This window comes from Actinomyces bouchesdurhonensis, from assembly GCF_963540955.1.
Lineage (GTDB): Bacteria > Actinomycetota > Actinomycetes > Actinomycetales > Actinomycetaceae > Pauljensenia > Pauljensenia bouchesdurhonensis.
Genome location: NZ_CAUTSL010000006.1, coordinates 16,051 through 37,982, shown reverse-complemented (window position 1 = coordinate 37,982; position 21,932 = coordinate 16,051). Strand labels below are relative to the sequence as shown.

The window sequence follows — 21,932 nt, the reverse complement described above, 5'->3', positions numbered from 1 at the left end:
CCGCATGCGCATTCGGAACCCCAGGCGATCGGCCCTCACCGGCGCGGTCGCCGCCCTTGGTGTCTGTTCACTCGTCCTCGCATTCATCGCGCCCGGCGTCGAAGAAACCAAGGTTGAGCTCAATGACGGCGGCGTCTGGGTCACCAACGCGAAGCGTGGCATCGTCGCACACGTGAACGTCCCTGCACGCCTCATGGATGCCGGGCTGCACGCGGCGTCCTCAACCTTTGATGTCTTCCAGAACGGCGAGCAGGTCCACCTCTCCGATCAGGTGGCCAACACGCTGGCTCCCATTGACGTCAAGACGGCCACCTTGACGTCGGCAGTGGACTACCGGGGAATGACCACGGACGTGCGCGGCGGCACGATCGCGGTCACGGATGCGCCCAACGGCAAGGTATGGGCGCAGCAGGCTGACCACCCCGCGCCCATCAGTACGGACGAAGCGGACGCCAGTATTTCTGACGTGCCCGGCGCGGTCACGACCGTGGATTCGGAGGGCAACGTCCACGCTGTCTCCGCCGAGGCTGGGCGCGTGACGTCGTTACTGAAGCGCGGCGCGCTGACGGACACCAAGACCACACCCCTGACGGGTATCGGCGCCACCGACTACCTGCAGATCGCGGCCGTCGGAACCGACGTGGTCGTCTGGGATCAGGACACTTCCACGCTCTACCTGCCGGGCGGCAAGACACAGCGCATCGACGGTGAGCGCGTCGTCCTCCAGGACACTGGGCCGAAAACGAACGAGGTCCTGCTCTCCTCCCCCGACGCCCTCATCAGGGTTCCCATCGGCGGCGGAAGCCCCACGACCGTGCCAGCTCCCGCCCCCGGAGGCAACCCCACCCGCCCGGTCGCGCACAACAAGTGCGCGTACGCGGCGTGGTCGGCAACCGGCGCGTTCGTGAGGGATTGCCCCTCCGACGCAGATGACCGGGAGATGGTCGTCGACTCCCTCGCGAGCGCCGAAAAGGCTATTTTCCGCACCAATCGCGACGTCATCGTGCTCAACGACATCGAGAAGGACGGCCTGTGGTTGCCCGACTCCGACATGATCTTGGTCGACAACTGGGATCAGCTGGAATCGAAACTCGAGTCTGAGAAAGAGACCGAAGACCAGTCCGTCGACGACATCGACAACACGGTCGCACCCGACCGCAACCAGGACAACACGCCGCCCGAGGCCGTGGACGACGACTTCGGGGTGCGCGCAGGAAAGACCGTGATCCTTCCTGTCCTCATGAACGATTCCGACGCCGACGGCGACTTCATGACGGCCTCAGCGCTCACGCAGCCCTCCCTCGGCCAGGTCAGTGTCGCCCGAGAGGGTGCGGCCCTGCAGATCGCCGTCAACAAGGACGCGTCGGGCACGTCGACCTTCGATTACGAGGTCTCGGATGGGCGGGGCGGAACCGCGCAGGCCCACGTGACGCTGACCGTCCACGGCGACGACGTCAACGAGGCACCCGTGCAGAAGATCGTGCCCTCCATTTCCCTGGGTCAGGGCGGTCGTGTCACCACTAACGGGCTGACGAACTGGATGGACCCCGACGGCGACCCATTCTTCCTGGCTGGCGCGACCGCCCCCACGGGGATGACGGTGAACTCCCACGAAAACGGCAACGTTGAAATCATCGATGCCGGGCACGCGCCCGGCAAGGACGCGGTCGCGATCAGCGTGTCCGACGGGCGCGACGCGGGCGACGGCTCGATCACCGTCACCGTCAAGGAAAGCGCCAATGAGCCGCCGGTCGCAAACGCCGACCACCTCGTCGTGCGCGAAGGCTCATCCGCGTCGATCTCGCCGATGGCCAACGACACCGACCCCAACTCTGACACGCTCAGGCTCGTCTCCGTGGACGACGTGCCCGCCGGCATCACCGCCGTGATGGATTCGACGGCGGGAACAATCACGGTGGACGGCAACACCGCCGGCACCTACTACCTGTCGTACACGATCACTGACGGGCCCACGACGGCGACCGGCATCATCCGCGTGGACGTCGCCCCCACCGGTTCCGACCTGCCGCCCAGCACCGAGGACGACCTCGGGGTCCTGCCCGACGGCGGGCAAGTGCTCGTAGACCTGCTGGCCAACGACTCAGACCCCACCGGCGGCGTCCTCACCGTCCAGCAACTTGACGTGCCCACGGGTTCTCCCCTGGCGGTCGCACTCGTCAACCGCCAGATGGTGCGCGTCACCGCACCCTCCGGGCTTTCAAACCCCGCATCGTTCACCTACACGGTGTCCAACGGGGTTGCCACGGCCTCGGCGACGGTGACGATCCTGCCCGCCCCCGCCAACACCGAATCCGCGCCGCCCGAACTGAACGACGATTCCCTGGTCGTGCGCGTCGGGGACGTGGCCTCCGTGTCGGTCCTTGACAACGACCGCTCCCCCGCGGGGCTCAAGCTCACGGTCTCCAGCGAACTCCAGCACGAGATCCCCGCCGACCTGGGCAGCGTCTTCGTCTCGAATAACGTCGTGCGCGTGCGCGGCGGCTCCCGGCCCGGCTCGGGGCGCATCGTCTACACGGTCTCCGACACGGCCGGTAACGTCGCCTCGGCCGTCGTCAACCTGACCGTCGTCGCCATGGACGAGGACACGAACACCGCGCCTCGCCCGAAGGACGTTGTCGCCCGCACCGTCGCCGGGCACAAGGTCACGATTCCCATTCCGTTGGAGGGCATCGACGCCGAGGGCGACTCCGTGACGCTCGTCGGCATGGCCTCGTCGGCGCGCCTCGGGACCGTCACCCAGGTGGGGTCGAACTTCGAGTACACGCCCGGCAACGACGTCCAGGGAACGGATTCCTTCACCTACGTCGTCGAGGACGCACTGGGGAAGCAGGCGATCGGCGGGATCCGCGTCGGCGTCGCGCCTCGTCCCACGCTCAACCAGGCGCCCGTCGCAATGCCGGACTCCGTGAGGGTGCGTCCGGGCACCAAGGTGTCGGTCGCCGTTCTGGCCAACGACATTGACCCCGACGGCGATCCCCTGACCCTCGCGCAGGGGTCCGTGTCCGCGCCCGCGGGCATCGACGTGACGGAGCGCTCCGGGCGCATCGTCTTTACGGCGCCCCAGCAGGAGGGCACGCACGTGATCTCCTACGCCATCGAGGACGGGGCTGGCGGCCGCGCCGAGGGCGTGTGCTCCGTCGTGGTCACCCCCACCGCGCCCCTGCTTGCTCCCATCGCCCGCGACGACGAGGTGTCCCTGGCCGACGTGCAGGCAGCCTCCGGCTCCGTCTCAGTCGACGTGCTGAGAAACGACGAGGACCCCGACGGCGACATCCAGGACGACACCCTCTCCAGCCCGGATTCGGGCATCGGCGCCTCCGGCGACACCCTCACGATTCCCCTGTCCCCGAAGCCGCAGACCGTCATCTACACGGTGACCGACCACGACGGACTGTCCGCGTCGGCGGTTGTGCGCGTGCCCGGAACCGAGATCACCCGCCCAACGCTGGACACCCGCGCCCTGCCGATCAAGGTCACGTCCGGCGTCACCAAGGAGATCGCGCTCAACGACTACATTCTGACCAGGTCCGGGCGCTCCGTTCAGCTGACCGGCGAGTCCAAGGCCAGCGCGGGCCTCGGCTGGGACGGCTCCACACTGGTCAAGGACACGCGCACGCTCACCTACACTGCGCTGGAGGACTTCTCAGGCCCAACCTCCATCATCGTGGAGGTCACGGACGGCTCTGACCCCTCCGACGCGACGGGCATCGTGTCCACGCTGGCCCTGCCCGTCCTGGTCGAATCCGCCCACAATCGCCCGCCGCGCATCGTGCCGACCCGCGTCGACGTCGCCGCCGGCGAGGACGCCTCCCAGATCGCGATGGACCAGTGGGTCAGCGACCCCGACGGCGACGACCCGGCGGGCATGACCTACACGATCACAGATAAGCAGGTGGATGGCGTCAGCGCCTCCGCCTCCGGCTCCACGCTGTCGGTGTCCGCCGACGCCGAGGCGCCCAAGGGCCAGGCCGGGCAGCTGACCATCGAGGTCACCGACCAGCAGGGCGCCTCGGCGAGCGCGAGCGTGCCCGTCAACGTCATCACGTCCTCCAAGCCGCTCGTGCAGACCAGCCCGGGCCAGATAACCCTCAAGGCCGGGGAATCCAAGACCGTCGACGTCTCCGAGTACGCGACCAACCCGCTGGCCGACCAGGGGCCCCTCACCATCATGGGCGACCCGGTCACCTCCGCGGGCGGCAGCGCCACGGCCTCGGGGTCGACCATGACCATCCAGGCCGACGCTGGCTTCAACGGCTCCTTCACCGTGACCTACCGCGTGCAGGACGCCACCAAGGACATTGATCGCGAGGTCCAGGGAACGATTCAGGCGACCGTCCTGGATAAGCCCGGCGCGCCCACGAGGGCGAGCGCGGTATCGAACAGCGCGGGCACAGCCCTGGTGTCGTGGAGCTCGGGGGCGACGGGCGGCTCCCCCATCACCTCCTACACCGTCACCGACCACACGCAGGGCGACTCCAAGTCCTGCAGCGCTGTCACCGAGTGCCTCGTGAGCGGGCGCACGAACGGCACCGAGCACACCTTCTCGGTCACCGCGACGAACGAGGTCGGGGAATCCGACCCGTCCAACAAGACGAGCGTCCTCATCGACGCCAAGCCCGAAACACCCGGCGAGCCCACCGTGAAGCCCGGCGACAGGTCCATCACCGTGTCGTGGACCCCTCCGGTGAACACCGGTTCCGACCTTGAGGGCTACGACGTGGAGCTCTCGCCGGGCGGTGTGCAACCGGCCCGCGCAGACCAGACGTCCCTGACGATCTCCGACCTGGACAATGGCAAGGCGTACAGGGTTCGGATCAGGGCCCGCAATAGGAACTACACGTCCGAGTGGTCGTCCTTCTCCCAGAACGTGACGCCCTACGGCGCGCCGGGAGCCCCGACGGGCGTCAGCGCCACCTTCTCGAATGGCACCGCGGAGGTCAAGTGGAACGCACCGTCCAACACGAACGGTCGTAACATCGAGAGCTACACGGTCAGCGCGGACGGCGCCGACCCGGTTAAGGTCGATGCTCCGTCCACCTCCACATCATTTAAGCTCAAGCACTCCGAGCAGCAGGTCTCCATCAGCGTGGTCGCCGTGAACGACACAAAGGATCCCGGCGCGCACACCTCGCCCGCAGCGACGACCACCGTGTGGGCCGTCGACGAAGTCAACGCCCCCACGATCACGTCACTGGAGGCCACGGGTAACTCGAAGGAGATCGCGTTCAAAATCGAGTTCCAGCCGGGCAACGGCTGGAGCAAGAGCGACGTCGTCGACTACCAGTGGACGACCGACAACTGGGCCCACCGAGACTCCCTGACCAGGGATGGCGTTCACACCGTCACCAGCCCGGCGCTCACGGATGGTGTCGACGCAACGCTCCAAGTCAAGGTGGCCGTCCGCAAGAGCGGCACCGATAAAACATCCGAAGCGGTGGCCACCGGCGGCACCGTGAGTTCCTTCGGCCCCCCCACGGCACCAACCGTATCGTGTCGGCCCGGCGGACCCGAGTGGGTTAATTGTTCCTGGAGTAATGCAGACAGCGGTGGCAGGAGCGCAAGCCTGGTCCTCACGGGAGCTGAGAATAAGACCATTGAGCTGACCCGTGAGGGACACCGCGAGTTCAAACCCGGCGAAGGCGGCAGCGCGCAGCTGTGCATCAAGGCCGTCCAGACCTCGAGTGAAAAGGGAACACGCGAGTCCAGTCCACAGTGCGCCAGCGCCACGGCCCCCAGCTACGCCCGTAGCGCCAGAGGATTCAGGGGCGGCTCGGGCATATGCGTGTCCGGCCCGTGTGGAAGCGGTCCTTTCGACAAGGTGGGGCTGGACCTGTCCGGATGGCCTCCAAACGTAGCTGTCAAGTGCTCCGGAACCTACGCCGACCAAGATACCTGGGTGGTCCTGCAGGTTGACGGCAACGGAAACTGGAGGGGGATCCCCGGGACGGATAATATCCGTGGGTGGACCCGGGGCGGAGTCTATACCGGATACCTGGTCGGATCAGCTAATGGCGATTTCAACGGCTGGTTCACCTGCACTCAGCAGTAGCACGCGCAACCACAACAAACAAGCCCCTTTCACACAGCACAACAAAGGACAACAATGGAAGTCACCGAAGACAACGCTCACTGGTTCGCGGACTCTTTCACGAGGATCACGGACAACGTCGGCAAGGCCCTCCTGGGTAAGGAAGACGTCATCCGACTGGCGCTGACCTGCATGTTCGCCGAGGGGCACCTGCTCTTGGAGGACGCGCCGGGAACCGGCAAGACGGCGCTGGCGCGCGCCATCGCCGCGACCGTGCACGGGACGCATTCGCGCATCCAGTTCACGCCCGACCTGCTGCCCTCCGACATCACGGGTGTGACCATCTACGACCAGCGCACGGGCTCGTGGGACTTCCACAAGGGCCCCATCTTCGCCTCGATCGTCCTGGCCGACGAGATCAACCGCGCCTCGCCCAAGACCCAGTCGGCTCTGCTGGAGGTCATGGAGGAAGCCCAGGTCACGGTTGATGGCGTGCGCCGCGAGACGGGACGCCCCTTCATGGTGATCGCCACGCAGAACCCCGTCGAGCAGGCCGGCACCTACCGCCTGCCCGAGGCTCAGCTGGACCGCTTCCTCATGAAGACGTCGATCGGCTATCCGGGCCGCGAGGCCGGCATCGACGTCATCCTCGGCTCGGCCGCTCCCGACCGCACGCGCGCCCTGGCCCCCGTCATCTCCACGAAGGCGGTCGCAGACATGGCGGACCTGGCGGCCAACAACTACGTCGACCGTTCGATCGCCGCCTACGTCCAAGACCTGTGCGAGGCGACGCGCGCCGACTCCGAGGTCCGTATCGGCGTGTCCACGCGAGGCGCGATCGCGATGATGCGTGCGGCCCGCGTGTGGGCGATCGCCCAGGGCCGTAACTTCGTGATCCCCGACGACGTGCAGGCCCTGGCCGCGCGCGTGTGGGCTCACAGGCTGGTCCTGGACCCCGACGCCGAGTTCGGCGGGGCCACGCGCGAGGGCGTCATCGAGCGTGCGCTGGGAGCGGTCGCCGCCCCGGTCATGAAGGGCTGAGGACTGTGGCACCGCGTTCCGTCGCCGACAAGCGCCACCTGCGCGACCGCCTCGACGCCGTCACACGTGCGCGCGTCGGGCTCGCGCGCGCCTCGGCGGCGGTCGCCTCCTCCTGGCGGCGCGTCATCGACGCGCTGCGCCGCGTCCGAGGCGTGGGCGCGCTCATGCGGCTCGCCTCGTCCCTGACCCCGCTCGGCTGGGGAACGGCGATCATCGGGGCGGGAGCCTCCCTGGCGGGCGTCCTGTTCTCGTGGGTCGAGGCCGCGGTCCTGGGCTTCACGTGCCTGTCCCTGGTGGCCCTGTCCCTCCTGTGGTCGCTGGGCAGGGCCGGGCACACCGTCGCGCTGCGCCTGGCCAACACGCGCGTGACGGTCGGTGAGAAAGCGCTCGGCGCCCTGACGGTCACCAACCCCACGTCTCGCCGCCTGCGCGCCACCATGGTCGAGCTGTGCGTCGGCGCGGGCGCGAACTCGTTCCTGTGCCCTCCCCTGGGCCGCGGTGAGAGCCACGAGGAGGTCTTCGCGATCGCGACGACAAGGCGCGGCATTGTGGCCGTCGGCCCCGCCTCCACGATCCGCGGCGACAGCCTGGGCCTGGTCCGCCGCGTCCAGACGTGGTCCGACGCGACCGAACTCTTCATTCACCCGCGCACGGTCGCCATGAACGCCTCGACGGTCGGTTTTATCCGCGACATCGAGGGTGCGACCACGCAGGACCTGTCCTCCGCGGACGTGTCCTTCCACGCCCTGCGCGAGTACGTCCCCGGCGACGACCGGCGCGCCATCCACTGGCGCTCCACGGCGCGCATCGGCAAGCTCATGGTCCGCCAGTTTGAGGAAACGCGCCGCTCCCACCTGCTGATCGTCCTCGACCTCGACACCGATGCGTGGGCCAGCGACGACGAATTCGAGATCGGCGTCTCCGCCGCTGCCTCCATGGCGCGTGCCGCCCTGGTCGACGCGAAAGAAGTGTCGGTCCACACCCAGGCGGGCCACCTGAAAACCCCCACCCCGATGCACGCGATGGATTCCCTGTCCGGCGTGGAGCGCGTCCTGGGCGCTGAACGCATCAGCGCGCTCACTCAGCGCGCCGGGACCGAGGCCTCCCAGGCCTCGACCGCGGTCGTCATCTCGGGATCGCGCACGCACCTGGCCGACCTGCATGCGGCGCTCACGCGGCTTCCCCTCGACATGGTGATCACCGGCGTGCGCATCGACACGGACTCGGACTTCGAGCTGCGCACCCTCGGCAACACGCCGGTCGTCGTCGCCCCGACCCTGGATGACTTCGCCATCGGAATGTGGAAGGCCCTCGGATGACGTCCCACCCCTCCCCCACGTCCCGCGCGACCTCGCCGGCCCTGCGCCGCGGCGTCGACGCCCTCGCAGTCGTCTCGCTGCTCGTCGCGGCGGCCCTCATTCACGGTCCGGTCTTCGGCGGACACGCAGGCTACGTCGCGGCCCTGGGGGGCCTGGTCGTGGGCCTCCTGGTCGCCGCGCTCACGGCCGCGGCGCGCGTGCGCGCCATCGGGTCGACGCTGGCGCTCGCCGCCGCCTATCTACTGACCGGCGGGGCGCTGGCCCTCCCGACGACGACTCTCTTCCACGTGGTGCCCACGCGGCGAACCATCCAGATGCTCGTCGTCGGCCTGATCACCTCGTGGAAGGATCTGCTGACGGTTCAGCCGCCCGCCAGCATCTTCGTGGGCCCCGCGATCATGCCGTTCCTGAGCGCCCTGGTCACCGCCTTCGTCGCGCTCACCATCGTGTTGCGCACCAAGCGACCGCTGTGGGCGCTGGCACCCGTCGGGATCCTGGCGCTCCTGGGCATCATCTGGAGTTCTCAGCTGGCGCCCTTCGCCCTGCCGATCGGCCTGTTCAGCGTGGTCGTGGGCATCGTCTGGTCCGCGTACGTCACCGGTCGCGCCCGCCGCGAAGGCAGCCGCGGGATCGTCGAGTTCAACGATTCTACGGTCACGCCCACGGCCCGCCGAGGCATCGGCGCGGTCACGCTGATCATCCTGGCCCTCGCGATCGCCGTTCCCCTCACGCGCATCGTCGTCACGGATTCGCACCGAGTGGTCGCACGCGACTACGTCGAGCCGCCGCTCAACCTCCAGGAGTATCACTCCCCTGCCACCCAGTTCCGCTTCCTCAACACGACCGATAAGGACACCGATCTGCTGACGGTGGACGGGCTGCCCGAGGGCGGCAGGCTCCGCCTGGCGACCCTGGACTACTACGACGGGACCGTCATCCAGATCGCCCCGAACGCTAACGGGTCGGGTTTCCGCCACGTTGGCTCCTCGTTCTACGAGACACCGCTGCCCGCCGGCGCCGAGGCCTCGAACGTGAGCGTGCGCATCGACGGCTATTCGGGGAACTGGGTGCCCACGGTGGACGGCGTCCGGTCGCTGGAGTACACGTCCGATCGCGCGGGGCAGCTCGCGGACGCGCTCTACTTCGACGACCATTTAGAGACGGCGCTGTCCACGGTGCGCCTCGCGCAGGGGGACACCTACCGTGTGAGCGGCATCGTGACCCATCAGTGGAGCGACGAGGAACTCGAAGGCCGCGCCTTCTCATCAATGACGCCTCCCTCCGATGAGGGTGTTCCCTCCGACGTGTCCGACGCGGCCAACGAGATGATCGGGGACGCCGCGCCCGGCATCGCCCAGGTCCGCGCCATCCAGCGCACGCTCCACGATCAGGGCTTCTACTCCGACGGCTCCGATCAGCTGTCTTTGCCGGGCCACCGCACATCGCGCATCGAGGATTTCCTGAGCGCCGATCAGCTCATCGGCGATGACGACCAGTACGCGGTCGCGATGCTCCTCATGTTGCGCTCGCGCCAGATCCCCGCCCGGATCGTCATGGGTTTCCACCCGGAGACCCCGGCCTCGGGACAGGTGACGCTGACGGGCAAGGACACGCACCTGTGGGTCGAGGTCCCCTTCGAGGGCGCGGGCTGGGTGCCCTTCGACCCGACGCCCCCGCGCGACCACGTCCCCCAGACGGAGGTCCCCAAGCCGAAGCCTGACCCGAAGCCGCAGGTGCTCCAGCCGCCAGACCCGCCGCAGGACCCCGCGGAACTGCCTCCGGACACCTTCGACGATTCGGACGACGACGAAGACGGCTGGCCCGCGTGGATCCGTGTTCTCCTCGCGATCCTGGGCTGGGGCGCCGTGGGCGTCCTGGTGCTCTCCCCGATCTGGGGTCTGCTCCTGTTCAAGGCGCTGCGTCGGCGACGCAGGCGCACGGTCGGCACTGACGAGGAACGCAGCGCGGGCGCGTGGGACGACGTGGTCGACTACGCGACGGACACGGGCCTGCGCGTCCCACTTCGGGCGACCCGGCTCACGCAGGCGCGCGCCATCGACGCGAGGCTGATCGACCGTCGCGCCGACATTCCCGACGACACCGGCTTTCACCGGTGGGACGAGCAGTGCACCGCCCTGGTGTTCATGGCCCGTTCGATGGACGCGGTCGTGTTCTCCGACGCGGGCGCCCGGGGGCGCGCACCGGAGCGTTCCTGGGAGATCAGGGACGAGGTCGTGGCCGCGATTTCGGGGAAGACGCCCTGGTATCGGCGCTACTGGGCGCACCTGTCGGTGAGGTCGCTGTGGATGCGCCGGGTTCCCCTGCGCGTGCGCCTCGAACGCCTCACGGAGCTGCTCGCCCAGCGGCGCCAGAAGAAGACGACACCGGCGGCCACCGACGAGGCCACACCCCTGAAAGGTACGGACAATGTATGAAATGATCGTTCCGGGCAAGTTTCCCGTTCAGGTTCCTCCGCACCTGGCGGGGACGGTTGCGGTCAGCATCGGGCTCCGACTGGCGTGGCGTGTCATCGCCACCATCATCTGCACCATACTCATGGTTGTTATACCCTTCGTTCCCTTCTACTTGCTAGTCGTGCTCGGGATGTCGATGGACGAGTTCAACACTGTGAACGTTGTCAGTGGTGTGCTGTCCTTCGCGTGGCTTGGCTTCGTGATCATCAGGCTCGTACAAACGGGCGCGACTCCTCTCATGAGCCTGACCGGCGTGCGCTGGGTGCGCGTTGACACGGGTGCCCCCGCGGGGTGGGCGGGCCCGGGAAAGCTCCTCCTGCAGGCCTTCATCGGTACGCTGACCTTCGGTGTCGGTTCCATCATCATCTGCTTCGCCAGCATGGATCACATGAATCGGACGTGGTTCGACCGCGCGCTGGGCATCGTCTCGATTAACACGAACGCCGGGCGCGACACGTACAAGACCCCCGTCATCCCGCAGTCCCAGGCGCCACTGCAGCCGGTGGTCTATCCGTGGAACGCGACTGCCTCGGCCGCCGCCTTCCTTCCTCCTGTGCCATCCGTGCCGTCTGTTCCGTTTGCGCCGTCCGCACCGCCGTCCATGCCGTTGTCCGCGCCGCCGGCTGTGCCGTTGTCCGCGCCGCCCGCGCCTCCCGCCCCGGAGCCAGAAGCGACGCAAGTACCGTGGGCAAGCGCCGCCTCCGACCCGGTGCCGACGCCGCCCACGCAGGTCTCCGCGCAGGCGTCCGTGTCGGCGGCCACGGCACCGTCCTCGGACTACATTGGCTCGACCCCATGGTCGAACTCGGACTCCGATGCGTCTGCCAGCGAACCCGCGGCGACCGAGCAGCCGCTGTCTTTCTCGCCGCATTCGTCCTCCTATTCGACGAACGCGCAGGCGTCTGATTCCTCCCTGTCCCAGGACGACGCTGACGACCGCACGCAGCTCGGGGTGCGCTACGACACGGCTCGCGTCACCTTCGACACGGGGGTGACGTACCCCTTCGGGGGAACGATCGTGCTCGGGCGCAACCCGCTCGCCCCGGCCTCGCACCCGACGGCGTCCCCCGTCCCCGTTGACGACCCGCAGCGGAGCGTGTCGAAAACACACGTCGCGCTGACGGCGACTCGCGAGGGGGTCCTCGTCGAGGACCTGCACTCCACCGGGGGAACGGTCGTCGTTCGCGCCGACGGCGAAGAAACGCCGGTCCTGCCCGGCGCTCCCGTCCAAGCGCGAGCCGGAGACACCGTCCGCTACGGGCAGCGGAGCGTGGTCATCGATGGATAGCGCAATCGCCGAGGCGGTCGGCCCGGGGGGCGCACGGCTCGTCATTGCGCACGCGGCCCGCACGGACGTGGGGCGTCGGCGCGTCCGCAACGAAGACTCGTGGGGCGCGTCCTTCCCCGCCTACTTCGTTGCGGATGGGATGGGCGGCAACGACGCGGGCGACGTCGCGTCGAGGGCCGTGGTCGATGCTGTGTGTGGCTCGTTGGAACTCGGCGAGTTCGCGACGCCAACCCTGCTGTCGGAGGCGGTTTCCCGCGCCGCGGCCTCGGTGTGCGCGCTGGGCACCGGATGCCGGGCCCCGGGGTCGACGCTGACGGGTGTTGCCTTCCAGGAGTACCGCGGCAAGCCCTGCGCGGCCGTGTTCAACATCGGTGATTCCCGTACCTATTTGCTCTCTGAGGGCAGCTTCGAGCAGATCTCCGTGGATCACTCCGAGGTGCAAGAACTCATTGACGCGGGGTGCGTCACCGACGTCGAGGCCCGGGCGCTTCCCCGGCGCAACGTCATCACACGCGCGTTGGGGGCAGGAATGTCCGGCGATGTCGCCGCGGACATTTTCATGGTTCCCGTCCACTGCGGCGACCGGTGGGTGATCTGCTCCGACGGGCTGTCGGGGGAGGTGACGGACGCGCTCATCGAGATGATCGTGCGACACGTGACGGATCGCGAGCAGGCGACCGACGAGCTCATCGCTCAGGCGCTGGGCGCCGGAGGTAAAGACAACGTCACCGTCATCATCGTGGATGTTGTGGAGGCCGCGCCCGAGTGGGGGCAGCCGAGCAGCGGCGATGAGACGGTCGATAACGACGCGACTCTCAGCGGCCCGACTCACGCTGGCCTGCCAGCGGTGTCGGCGCAGGAGGGACCGCACGCACACGGAGTGGAGGAATACCATGCGTAGACGCACGTGGACGCCCGGCGGCTACCCTGCCGCTGTGACCGAGCGCGGGATTTTCGTCCTTGAGCCGGGTCATGAGGCGCTCGCCCAGCGATTCTGGGTACTCATGTTGGATGGCGCAGACCTGTCTGTCCTGTTGCAGGAACTGACGTCCGCGTTTGCCGCCAACCTGGCGTCGCTGCCCGGTTTTGTTGCAATCATTGACGAGGCCGGTGGCGCGCATATCGCGGTGCGCGGCGCTTTTGAGGTCGTCGTTGATGGACCCGAGGGGCCGACGTCCGTGGCCGGAGGTAACGTCATCACGTGGTCCGAGTATCGTTTCCGCACGCACTCGGGGTGGCGGATCGCCACGCCGGTGGACGGCCTCGCGCCGGAAGAAACGCCGTGGCAGGCGCTCAGCGCGGTTCTGCCCGTGTCCACGCTCGCGTCGGGCACGGTCGGCGAGGTCGGGTCCGTCGGCGCCTCCCCGGTCGTGTCGCGTCTCGAGTCCGAGGCTCGCCCGGGCCTCGACGAGGCCGCCGTCCCTGCGCTCTCCGCTGCGCCCATCGACGAGGCCGGCCCCGCCACGAGTGAGCCCGTGCACTCACCGGAGAAAGAGGAGGACGAACGACCCCTCGCCCTCTCATCGCCGTCGTCTTCGCAGGGCGAGCCCGCCGGAGAGACGCTCGTAGTGGTCGAGGATGACGATTCCCCCGCCGCGGCCTTTTTCGCGGCGGCTGCGGTCCCATTCTTCGAGGAGGCGCCCCTTGGCTCTGACGTGCCCGCCCCCCTCGCGGACGACGAATCTGACGAACCCGACGCGCACCCGTCGGCGCCCCTCCACGACTGCGAGGCTCCCGCAGCCGAAGCGTTGGCCCAGGTCGAGAGCACGGGGGAGGAAACGCAAATCCCCTGGTACGATCGCGAGGAAGAAACGGAGGAATCCTCGCCAGGTGACGACCGCGTCTCCTCCGGTGACGCGCAACCGGACCCCGAACCCGAAGAGGAACAGGCATTATCCCCCGCCATCGACGCGGAGCCGGGGTACGCGCCCGGGGAGCAGGGCAGCGAGGATCGCGTCTCCCCCTACGAGTACCTCTACGACGACGTGACCCGTGCGGGAACCGTCGAAGACGCGGCCGTTCGCCACGTTCGAAACTCCGATGTCATCGACGACGACCCCGTCCCCGTTCCCCCACCCCACGGCCCCTTCACCGGTACCGAACAGGAGGCTGAGCAAGAACCCACGCCCGCTCTCTCCTCGTCCCTGCCTATTTCGAGCGTTCCGCTCACGGTCACGCCCACGCAACCCGAGCCTCCAATCGACGTGCCCCCAGGCGGCTTCTTCATCGACTCCGTCCCCGGGTTCTCCTCGGACGCGCGCTCGACCCCCACGGCGACGCCGAGCGCGGCCTACCGCCGCTTCATGAAGGCCACGGCGGACGGCGACCACGATGGGATGACGACGCTCCCTCAGCGCGCCCGCGAGCTACGCGACTATGCCCGCCACGTCAACTCTGACCCCGACGAGTCATCGCAGGCTGCGTCCGCGCAGGCCTCTCCCGCCGCGCAGGCCTCTCCCGCCGCACACTCCTCCCCCGCCGCGATCGGGCCGCAGGTCCTGGCCGTCTTGTGCGAAAAAGGCCACCCGAACGCAACCCATGCCTCGTCGTGCCGAATCTGCTCATCTCCGCTGGGCAGCACCGCCGTGACCGTCCCGCGCCCCAGCCTGGGCCGGATCATCTTGTCAACAGGGGAAGAAGTGGCACTGGACCAGGACATCATCATCGGGCGCCGCCCGCGATCGAGTGCAGGGGCCGACCGGCAACCCGCGCGCCTGGTCATCGTCCCAAGCCCCCGCAAGCAGATTTCACGCAGCCACTGCGAGCTACGGATCGACGACTGGGACGTGCGCCTGCACGACCTGGGCTCCAATAACGGAACGTACCTGACGCGCCCCGGGCAGGCCCCCGTGCGCCTGGACGAGAACGTTCCCACGGTGCTCAAACCGGGAGACGTCGTCGAACTGGGTGAAGAAATCTCGTTCCGGATGGAGGAGTAATGCGACGGCCACTTGACCCCCCAGCGATTCCCAACGCGACGTTCGTCCGGCACCTCGGTTCGGGCGGCTTCGCCGACGTCTACCTGTTCCGCCAGCTGATGCCCCAGCGTGACGTGGCAGTCAAGGTCCTGCGACCGGACTCCAATGCCCAGGCCTCGGCTGCCTTCGACGCGGAAGTCAACCTGATGGCCCGCGTCTCCAACCACCCGTCCATCGTGTCCTTTTACACGGCGGGAATCACGGACGACGGCCGCCACTACCTGGTCATGGAATACTGTCCTCCCCCGCACCTGGGCCAGCGCTCCAAAGAGCACCGGATCCCCGTGTCGCAAGCGCTCGACATCGGCGTGCGCATCGCCGGAGCGGTCGAGACGCTTCACCAGCGCGGGATCATTCACCGCGACGTGAAGCCCATGAATATCCTGTTCACACAGTTCGGGCACCCCGTCCTCACTGACTTCGGCATCGCCGCGCAGACAGGAACGGACGAGGAAACAGCCGGCGGGTTCTCCGTCGCGTGGGCGCCCCCCGAACAGCAGGACGGGACAGGCCCCTTCGGGCCCACGATCGACGTCTATTCTCTGGCTGCCACCGTGCATGGCATCCTGACGGGCCACTCGCCCTTCGAGGTTCCCGGAGGAGACAACCGCGAACTCTCAGTGCTCAACCGGGTGCTGCGCTCCCCTGTTCCCGCCATCGGTCGAAGCGATGTGCCCGCGGAACTTGAGCGTATCCTCGCGATCGCCATGTCGAAAGACCACAAGCGGCGCTACCAGTCGGCGCGCGAATTCGCCCTCGCCCTGCAGCACGTCCAGTCCTCGCTGCGCCTGACCCCCACTCCCTTCGAGGCCATGGGCGTGGAGGGGCCCACCGCCACCTACGAGGACGATGAGGGGGATGAAACCAGCGCCGCGCCGATCGCAGTTTTCTCCTCGCATGCCCCGACCCCGGCCTCGTCCATCGCGGACGAGGACGACCGAACCGTCACCGTCTTGACGAAGGTGGACCCCGCCCCGGCGCCCGCGAGCGTACCCGCGCCAGCCGCGGCGCACGCCCCCGCCTCTGCGCACGCTCCCGCCTCTGCGCACGCACCCGCGAGCGCACCCGCCTCCGCGTCGGGGGACACGGAAGGGGCCGAGGCGCAGGAACGCTCATCCAAGGGCTTCGGCGCGGTCGTGGCGGGGTTCTTGCTCGTGGCTCTGCTCCTCGGCGGCATCGCCTTCGGCGTGTGGACGGTGCTACGCGGTGAGGGAACCACGAAGGCCCCCACGCAGTCCGCGGCCGACGCTCCTCCGCTTGACGGGCTCCCTTCGGCCAACACGAACGCGTCGATCACCGGCCTGTCGGGGACGCTCACCCCCGACGGCGTGACCTTCACGTGGGACTCGGCGGGGGCGGGAACCACGTACCTGTACCACGTCGAAGACCCGAAGGAAGAGCACGCGGTACGCCAGACGAAGGAAACCTCGGTCACCGTGCCCGCCGTGCCTGGGCGCACGTGCCTGTCCGTCGCCGTGCGTAACTCGGACGGGCGCTCGTCCAACGAGGCCATTGAATGCGTGGAGACACCATGAGCGCCGCGGGCAACGCGCAAGAGGCGATCGTGGAGGAGTCGGCGGTTGTCGACTACTGCGGCGAGATCTACCCGATCCGCGCGGATCAGGAATTCCTGATCGGACGCGAAGCCGACCTGTGTATCGACGACAATCCGTTCCTGCATCGGCGCCTCGTGCGCATCAGCTGTCACGACGGCATGTGGTGGCTGGATAACGTCGGGTCGCGCATCGCGGTCACCGTCGCCGACGAATCCGGGTCCATGCAGGCGCGGGTCGGCCCCGGGGCCCGTATCCCGCTTGTGTTCGACTCGGTCGTCGTCGTGTTCGCGGCCGGACCCACGACCTACGAGTTCTCCATCACCGTGAAGGGGACGACGTTCCGCAGCTACAGCGCCCCGGCCGTCGACTCCGGCGAAGTCACCGTCGGGGAAGCACGTTTCACGCCGTCACAATACCTGCTGATTCTGGCGCTGTGCGAGCCCTGGCTGACGCAGGCCGGGTCGGGTCCCACCGACATTCCGCGTAACGTCGAGGCGGCGGCCAGGCTGGGGTGGCCGATCACCCGTTTCAACCGAAAACTCGACAACGTCGCTGACAAGCTCGATCGGATGGGCGTTCCCGGCATGCGAGGCCGGCCCGGGTCCTTGGCGACACACCGGCGCGTCCGACTGGTCGAATACGCGGTCGCCGCGCGGCTGGTCTCCAGCGCCGACCTGCATCTTCTCGACGAGGAGAAACAACGTAACCGCGCCCCTCAAGCGCCCACCGGGAAGGACCGGAGATGAAAATCAAACTGACGCTGCGCGGGCGCGGGCACAGTGACAACGACCTGCTGGTCACCACCGACTCGACTGCGACTGTCGGCGATGTCGCGGCTGCCCTCGCATCCTCGGGTCCGTCGAAGAGCGCGGGAACGCTCGCTTCTCCGGATTCTCTGACCCTTCGTGTTCTGGATCCTGCGGACGGGCGCATCGCTTCGGTTCTCCCCTCGTCTGCTTTCGTCACCGAGACGGGACTTCAATCGGGGTCTCTCGTCGACATCGTGTCGACGAAGGACGCGATCACAGCGGGCGGCGTCGCCGGCGAGCTGCGCGTCGTGGATGGCAACGACAGGGGCATGTGCGTGCCCTTGTACTTCGGCGGCACCACCGTGGGCCGCGCGCCCTCCTGTACGGTGATGCTCAACGATCGTCGAGTGTCAAAGACTCACGCGCGTATCACCGTCGGCTCCTGTATCGAGATTCATGACCTTAATTCCGCCAACGGCGTTCTCGTCGGCAACCATCGCGTCCAGCATGCCACGGTGACCCCCGGAGACGTGATTCTCCTCGGGGACACGCAAATCCAGCTGGTTCAGACGAAGATGCCCGAGTCGACGGGGGAATCGACCGACATCGGGTTCATCAGGTCGCCCCAGGTCATCCCTCACACGAGCGCTCGAACCGTCAAGCTCCCCGAGGCGCCCACGCGCCCCAAACCGTCGCGTTTCCCGATCATCGGCCTCATCGCGCCGCTGATTATGGGCGTGAGCATGTTCCTCATGACCCGACAGCTGACGAGCCTGTTGTTCGTGGTCCTCAGCCCGGTCATCATGCTGGGCTCGTGGTGGGACCAGCGCAGACAGGCGAAAACCGAGTTCGCCGAGGCCATGGGACGCTTCGAGGATGCCCTGCGCATCACGCACCAGGACCTGGAGGAGAGTCGGCGCGAGGACGTGGAATCACGCCACGCGCAGTATCCTCCGATCGACCAGGTCATTGCGGGGGCTCTGCGTCGCGACGGTTCGTTGTGGATGCGGCGGCCGGAACACCCGGAGTTCCTCAAGTTTCGGCTCGGTCAGGGTACGGACGTCGCGAGGGTCACCATCGAAGGGGCGGATCAGCGCTCTGGGCTTCCGGAGGCCATCGCCAGGGTGCGTGCGCTCGCTGACGAGTATTCCCGGGTCGCACACGTTCCCCTCGTTGCGGATCTTCGGGCCTCCGGCGGCTTGGGCCTGTGCGGCCCGGCTGATATTCTCAGGCAGGCGCGCGGCGCGATTGCGGCGCAGTTGGCGGCGCAATACTCCCCCGCAGAGGTCATCGTCACGTGCCTGACCTCCGCCGAACGGGTGGATGGCTGGGAGTGGATGAAGTGGCTTCCCCATTCCTCCTCCCCGCACTCCCCCTTCGGCTCCGGCATCCACCTCGCCTCCGACTCAGCCTCGGGCAAGGTTGTGCTCTCGCAGCTTGAGGGACTCCTCGAGGCACGCAGTAAGGGAGATCCCAGCGAGGTCTGCGACCGAGGCCCCGACGTTTCTTCCGCACCGAAGGAGGATGCCTCGGGCGAGGATTCAACGAAGGAGTATCCGAATCCCATTCCCGCGGTGGTCGTCTTCGTCGACGACGTGCTGGTGGACCGAGCGCGTCTGAACCGCATTGCTGAGCTCGGCCCCGACAGGGGAATCTATGTCGTGTGGATGGCCCCAACGTTCGCCGAGCTGCCAGCGGCGTGCCGCTCGTTCATCGCCTTCAATGGCGCTCAGGCGTCCATCGGCGATGTCCGGGCCTCGCGCGCGCTCCAGGACGTGTCCGTGGACCGCGTGTCCGACGAGGAGTTGGCTTGCCTGGGCAGGGCACTCTCGCCTCTCTTTGACGCGGGCGTCCCCGTCGACGATGACTCGGACCTGCCCGGCTCGATCTCCTACGTGGACCTGACGGGCCAGGAACTGGCGGACGATCCCAACGCGCTCATCGAACGATGGAGGGCCTCGCACTCGATCATCGACCGCTCTCCCGGGCGCCCACACAAGAAGATCCCCGCCGTTCCTCTGGCCGCGATCGTTGGACAGGGCGCGAGCGAACCCATGCAGCTGGACCTGCGCTTACATGGCCCGCACGCGCTGGTCGGCGGCACCACTGGCGCCGGCAAATCCGAGTTCTTGCAGGCGTGGGTCCTCGGCATGGCCCAATCAGTCTCGCCTGACAGGCTGACTTTCCTGTTCGTCGATTACAAGGGCGGTTCCGCCTTCGAGCAGTGTACGGAGTTGCCGCACACCGTCGGCTTGGTCACCGACCTGTCGCCCTACCTGGTGCGCCGCGCTCTGACCTCACTGCGCGCAGAGCTGCGCTACCGCGAGCGGCTGCTGAGCGAGAAACGGGCGAAGGACCTCGTCACCCTGGAGAAGTCCGGGGATCCCGACTGTCCCCCCTCGCTCGTCATCGTTGTCGACGAGTTCGCGGCGCTCGTGAACGAGGTGCCGGAGTTCATCGACGGCGTCGTCGACGTTGCGCAGCGGGGACGGTCCCTCGGCCTCCACCTTATCCTTGCGACGCAGCGCCCTGCTGGTGTCATCAAGGACAACCTCCGTGCGAACACGAACCTGCGCGTCGCCCTGCGCATGGCCGACACCGATGATTCTCAGGACGTGCTCGGCGACCACATGGCCGCCCACTTCCCGCAGAACACGCCCGGTCGTGCCGCTGCGAAAACGGGACCCGGCAGGATTTCGGTATTCCAGTCGGCCTACCCCGGCGCGCGCACGACCGAGGGTCTCAAGACCACGCAGGTTGACATCGAAGCACTGTGCTTCGGCATGCCTCAGCAGTGGAAGACGCCCGAACCCCCCAAGCCTCGCGACGATGTCCCCACTGACATTTCCCGCGTCGTTGGCACGATTCGCGCGGCCGCCGAAAAAGCGCAGATTCGCCCGCCTCGCAAACCGTGGCTGCCCGAACTCGCGCAGACCTACAACCTCGCGCATTTGCCCCAACGCTCCGACGATAAGATCGTGCTCGGAGTCTTGGACGATCCTGAGGAACAGACGCAGGAAGTCGAGTATTTCCGCCCCGATCAGGACGGACATATCGCCTACTACGGGGCGTCGGGTTCCGGAAAGACGACAGCGCTGCGCTCACTCGCGATCGCAGCAAGCATCACGCCTCGCTCCGGTCCCGTCAACGTCTACGCCCTCGACTTCGCGGGCGGCGGCCTCGACATGCTCAAGAAGCTCCCCAACGTCGGCGACGTCATCGTCGGCGACGACGAAGAGCGAATCGCGAAGCTCATCACCATGCTCGGCGACATCGTCGAGGAGCGCTCAGTCTCCTACAAAGCGATCAACGCCAACCACTTGACCTCCTACCGCGAGCTGTCGGGACAGAAGGACGAACCCCGATACCTGGTGCTCATCGACGGGATCGCGGCGTTCGCCGAGACGTACCAGCTCACTGGACGCTACGCGGCGATCTGGAGCCGCTTCCAGCAGGTCCTGTCAGATGGGCGCGAAGTCGGCGTTCACTTCGCGGTATCGGCCGATCGACCGCAGGCCATTCCGAACTCGATCGCCGCGTCTTTCCAACGAAAAGTTGTCCTGCGACTGACCGACGAGGACGCCTATCTCTATTTCAATCTTCCACGCGATGTCCTGAGCGCGTCGAGTGCGCCCGGTCGCGCGATGCAGGTGGGCAACCCGAACCTCTTGCAGCTGCCGATCCTGGGTACGAACGTCACAGACTTCGCGCAGGCCAGGGAAATCGAGTCGCTCGCCGGGACCAGGTACATGCGTCAACGCACGCGGCCGGCGCCGATCCGTTCCCTGCCGCTCGATATACCGGCGCGCGAGGTCGACCTCACTGTCGATGGACGCCCGGTCATCGGCGTCGAGGCTGGTTCGCTCGCCCCGATGCCGCTGCGCCCTGCGGGCACTGTCGCCATCACCGGCCCCGCCCAGTCGGGCAGGACCAACACGGTCCGGTGGCTGGCCCGCAGCGTCCACCGCGCATTCCCGAACGCGGTCATGCTGCACGCGAGCGCACGCCGCTCCCTGGTGGCGAGGGAACCGCTGTGGACGGAGACGGCGCAGGGGGCGGACAAGATCGCGTCCATGCTGATGAAGCACGCTCACCTGTTCGAGGAGGAGGCACCCGACAACACACCGGGAGTCGTTCTCTTCGTCGAGGGCATCGGAGAGTTCTCCTTCTCCGCGTGCGATCAGCAGCTGCAGGACGCCATCGCCTCGTCGAAGGCCAACGGTCATCTGGTCGTTGCCGAGGCCGACGTGTCGGGTTGGTCGTTCGGCGGCTCGCTGGCATCGGGCGTGCGGAGCGGGCGAACCGGGATCGTCCTGTGTCCCTCGCCCGGTGAGGGCGAGAACGCTGTCGGCGTCGCCGTGCCCGGCGTCTATGGGCGCGAGGCCGTGCCGGGCCGCGGGTACTTTGTCCAGTCCGGTAAGCAGTGGAAAGTGCAGGTGCCCCGAGTATGACAAGACCCGATGGGGACTAGTCCCCAT

General features: G+C 67.6%; 10 protein-coding genes. All 10 read left to right on the top strand.

The features are described from left to right. Positions 1–4: 4 nt before the first annotated feature. From RYL44_RS02025 to RYL44_RS01980, 10 genes are read left to right on the top strand one after another with little or no spacing between them, the layout of a single operon-like run. Positions 5–6,070: an Ig-like domain-containing protein gene (locus RYL44_RS02025; RefSeq protein ID WP_314974919.1), complete on the top strand. Its 6,066-nt coding sequence runs from the start codon at positions 5–7 to the stop codon at positions 6,068–6,070. 54 nt (positions 6,071–6,124) lie between these two features. Further along, positions 6,125–7,090 (top strand): AAA family ATPase, encoded by a 966-nt coding sequence (locus tag RYL44_RS02020; RefSeq protein ID WP_314974918.1) that lies wholly within the window; start codon positions 6,125–6,127, stop codon positions 7,088–7,090. A gap of 5 nt (positions 7,091–7,095) precedes the next feature. Next, positions 7,096–8,409, top strand: a complete 1,314-nt coding sequence (locus RYL44_RS02015; protein ID WP_314974917.1) for a DUF58 domain-containing protein — start codon at positions 7,096–7,098, stop codon at positions 8,407–8,409. Then, positions 8,406–10,844, top strand: a complete 2,439-nt coding sequence (locus RYL44_RS02010; RefSeq protein ID WP_314974916.1) for a transglutaminase TgpA family protein — start codon at positions 8,406–8,408, stop codon at positions 10,842–10,844. The genes RYL44_RS02015 and RYL44_RS02010 overlap by 4 nt, the downstream gene beginning before the upstream one ends. Then, positions 10,837–12,171: an FHA domain-containing protein gene (locus RYL44_RS02005; protein WP_314974915.1), complete on the top strand. Its 1,335-nt coding sequence runs from the start codon at positions 10,837–10,839 to the stop codon at positions 12,169–12,171. The genes RYL44_RS02010 and RYL44_RS02005 overlap by 8 nt, the downstream gene beginning before the upstream one ends. Beyond that, positions 12,164–13,072, top strand: a complete 909-nt coding sequence (locus RYL44_RS02000; RefSeq protein ID WP_314974914.1) for a PP2C family protein-serine/threonine phosphatase — start codon at positions 12,164–12,166, stop codon at positions 13,070–13,072. The genes RYL44_RS02005 and RYL44_RS02000 overlap by 8 nt, the downstream gene beginning before the upstream one ends. Beyond that, positions 13,065–15,110, top strand: coding sequence for an FHA domain-containing protein (locus RYL44_RS01995; RefSeq protein ID WP_314974913.1), 2,046 nt, complete (start codon positions 13,065–13,067; stop codon positions 15,108–15,110). Before RYL44_RS02000 ends, RYL44_RS01995 begins: the two co-directional genes overlap by 8 nt. Beyond that, positions 15,110–16,684 carry a serine/threonine-protein kinase gene (locus RYL44_RS01990; protein WP_314974912.1) on the top strand — a complete coding sequence of 525 codons (1,575 nt, stop codon included), beginning with the start codon at positions 15,110–15,112 and terminating at the stop codon, positions 16,682–16,684. Before RYL44_RS01995 ends, RYL44_RS01990 begins: the two co-directional genes overlap by 1 nt. Continuing rightward, positions 16,681–17,451 carry an FHA domain-containing protein gene (locus RYL44_RS01985; protein WP_314974911.1) on the top strand — a complete coding sequence of 257 codons (771 nt, stop codon included), beginning with the start codon at positions 16,681–16,683 and terminating at the stop codon, positions 17,449–17,451. Before RYL44_RS01990 ends, RYL44_RS01985 begins: the two co-directional genes overlap by 4 nt. Next, the gene (locus RYL44_RS01980; RefSeq protein ID WP_314974910.1) at positions 17,448–21,905 is read left to right on the top strand and encodes an FtsK/SpoIIIE domain-containing protein; all 4,458 of its coding nucleotides are present in this window, start codon (positions 17,448–17,450) and stop codon (positions 21,903–21,905) included. The genes RYL44_RS01985 and RYL44_RS01980 overlap by 4 nt, the downstream gene beginning before the upstream one ends. Positions 21,906–21,932: the final 27 nt, after the last annotated feature.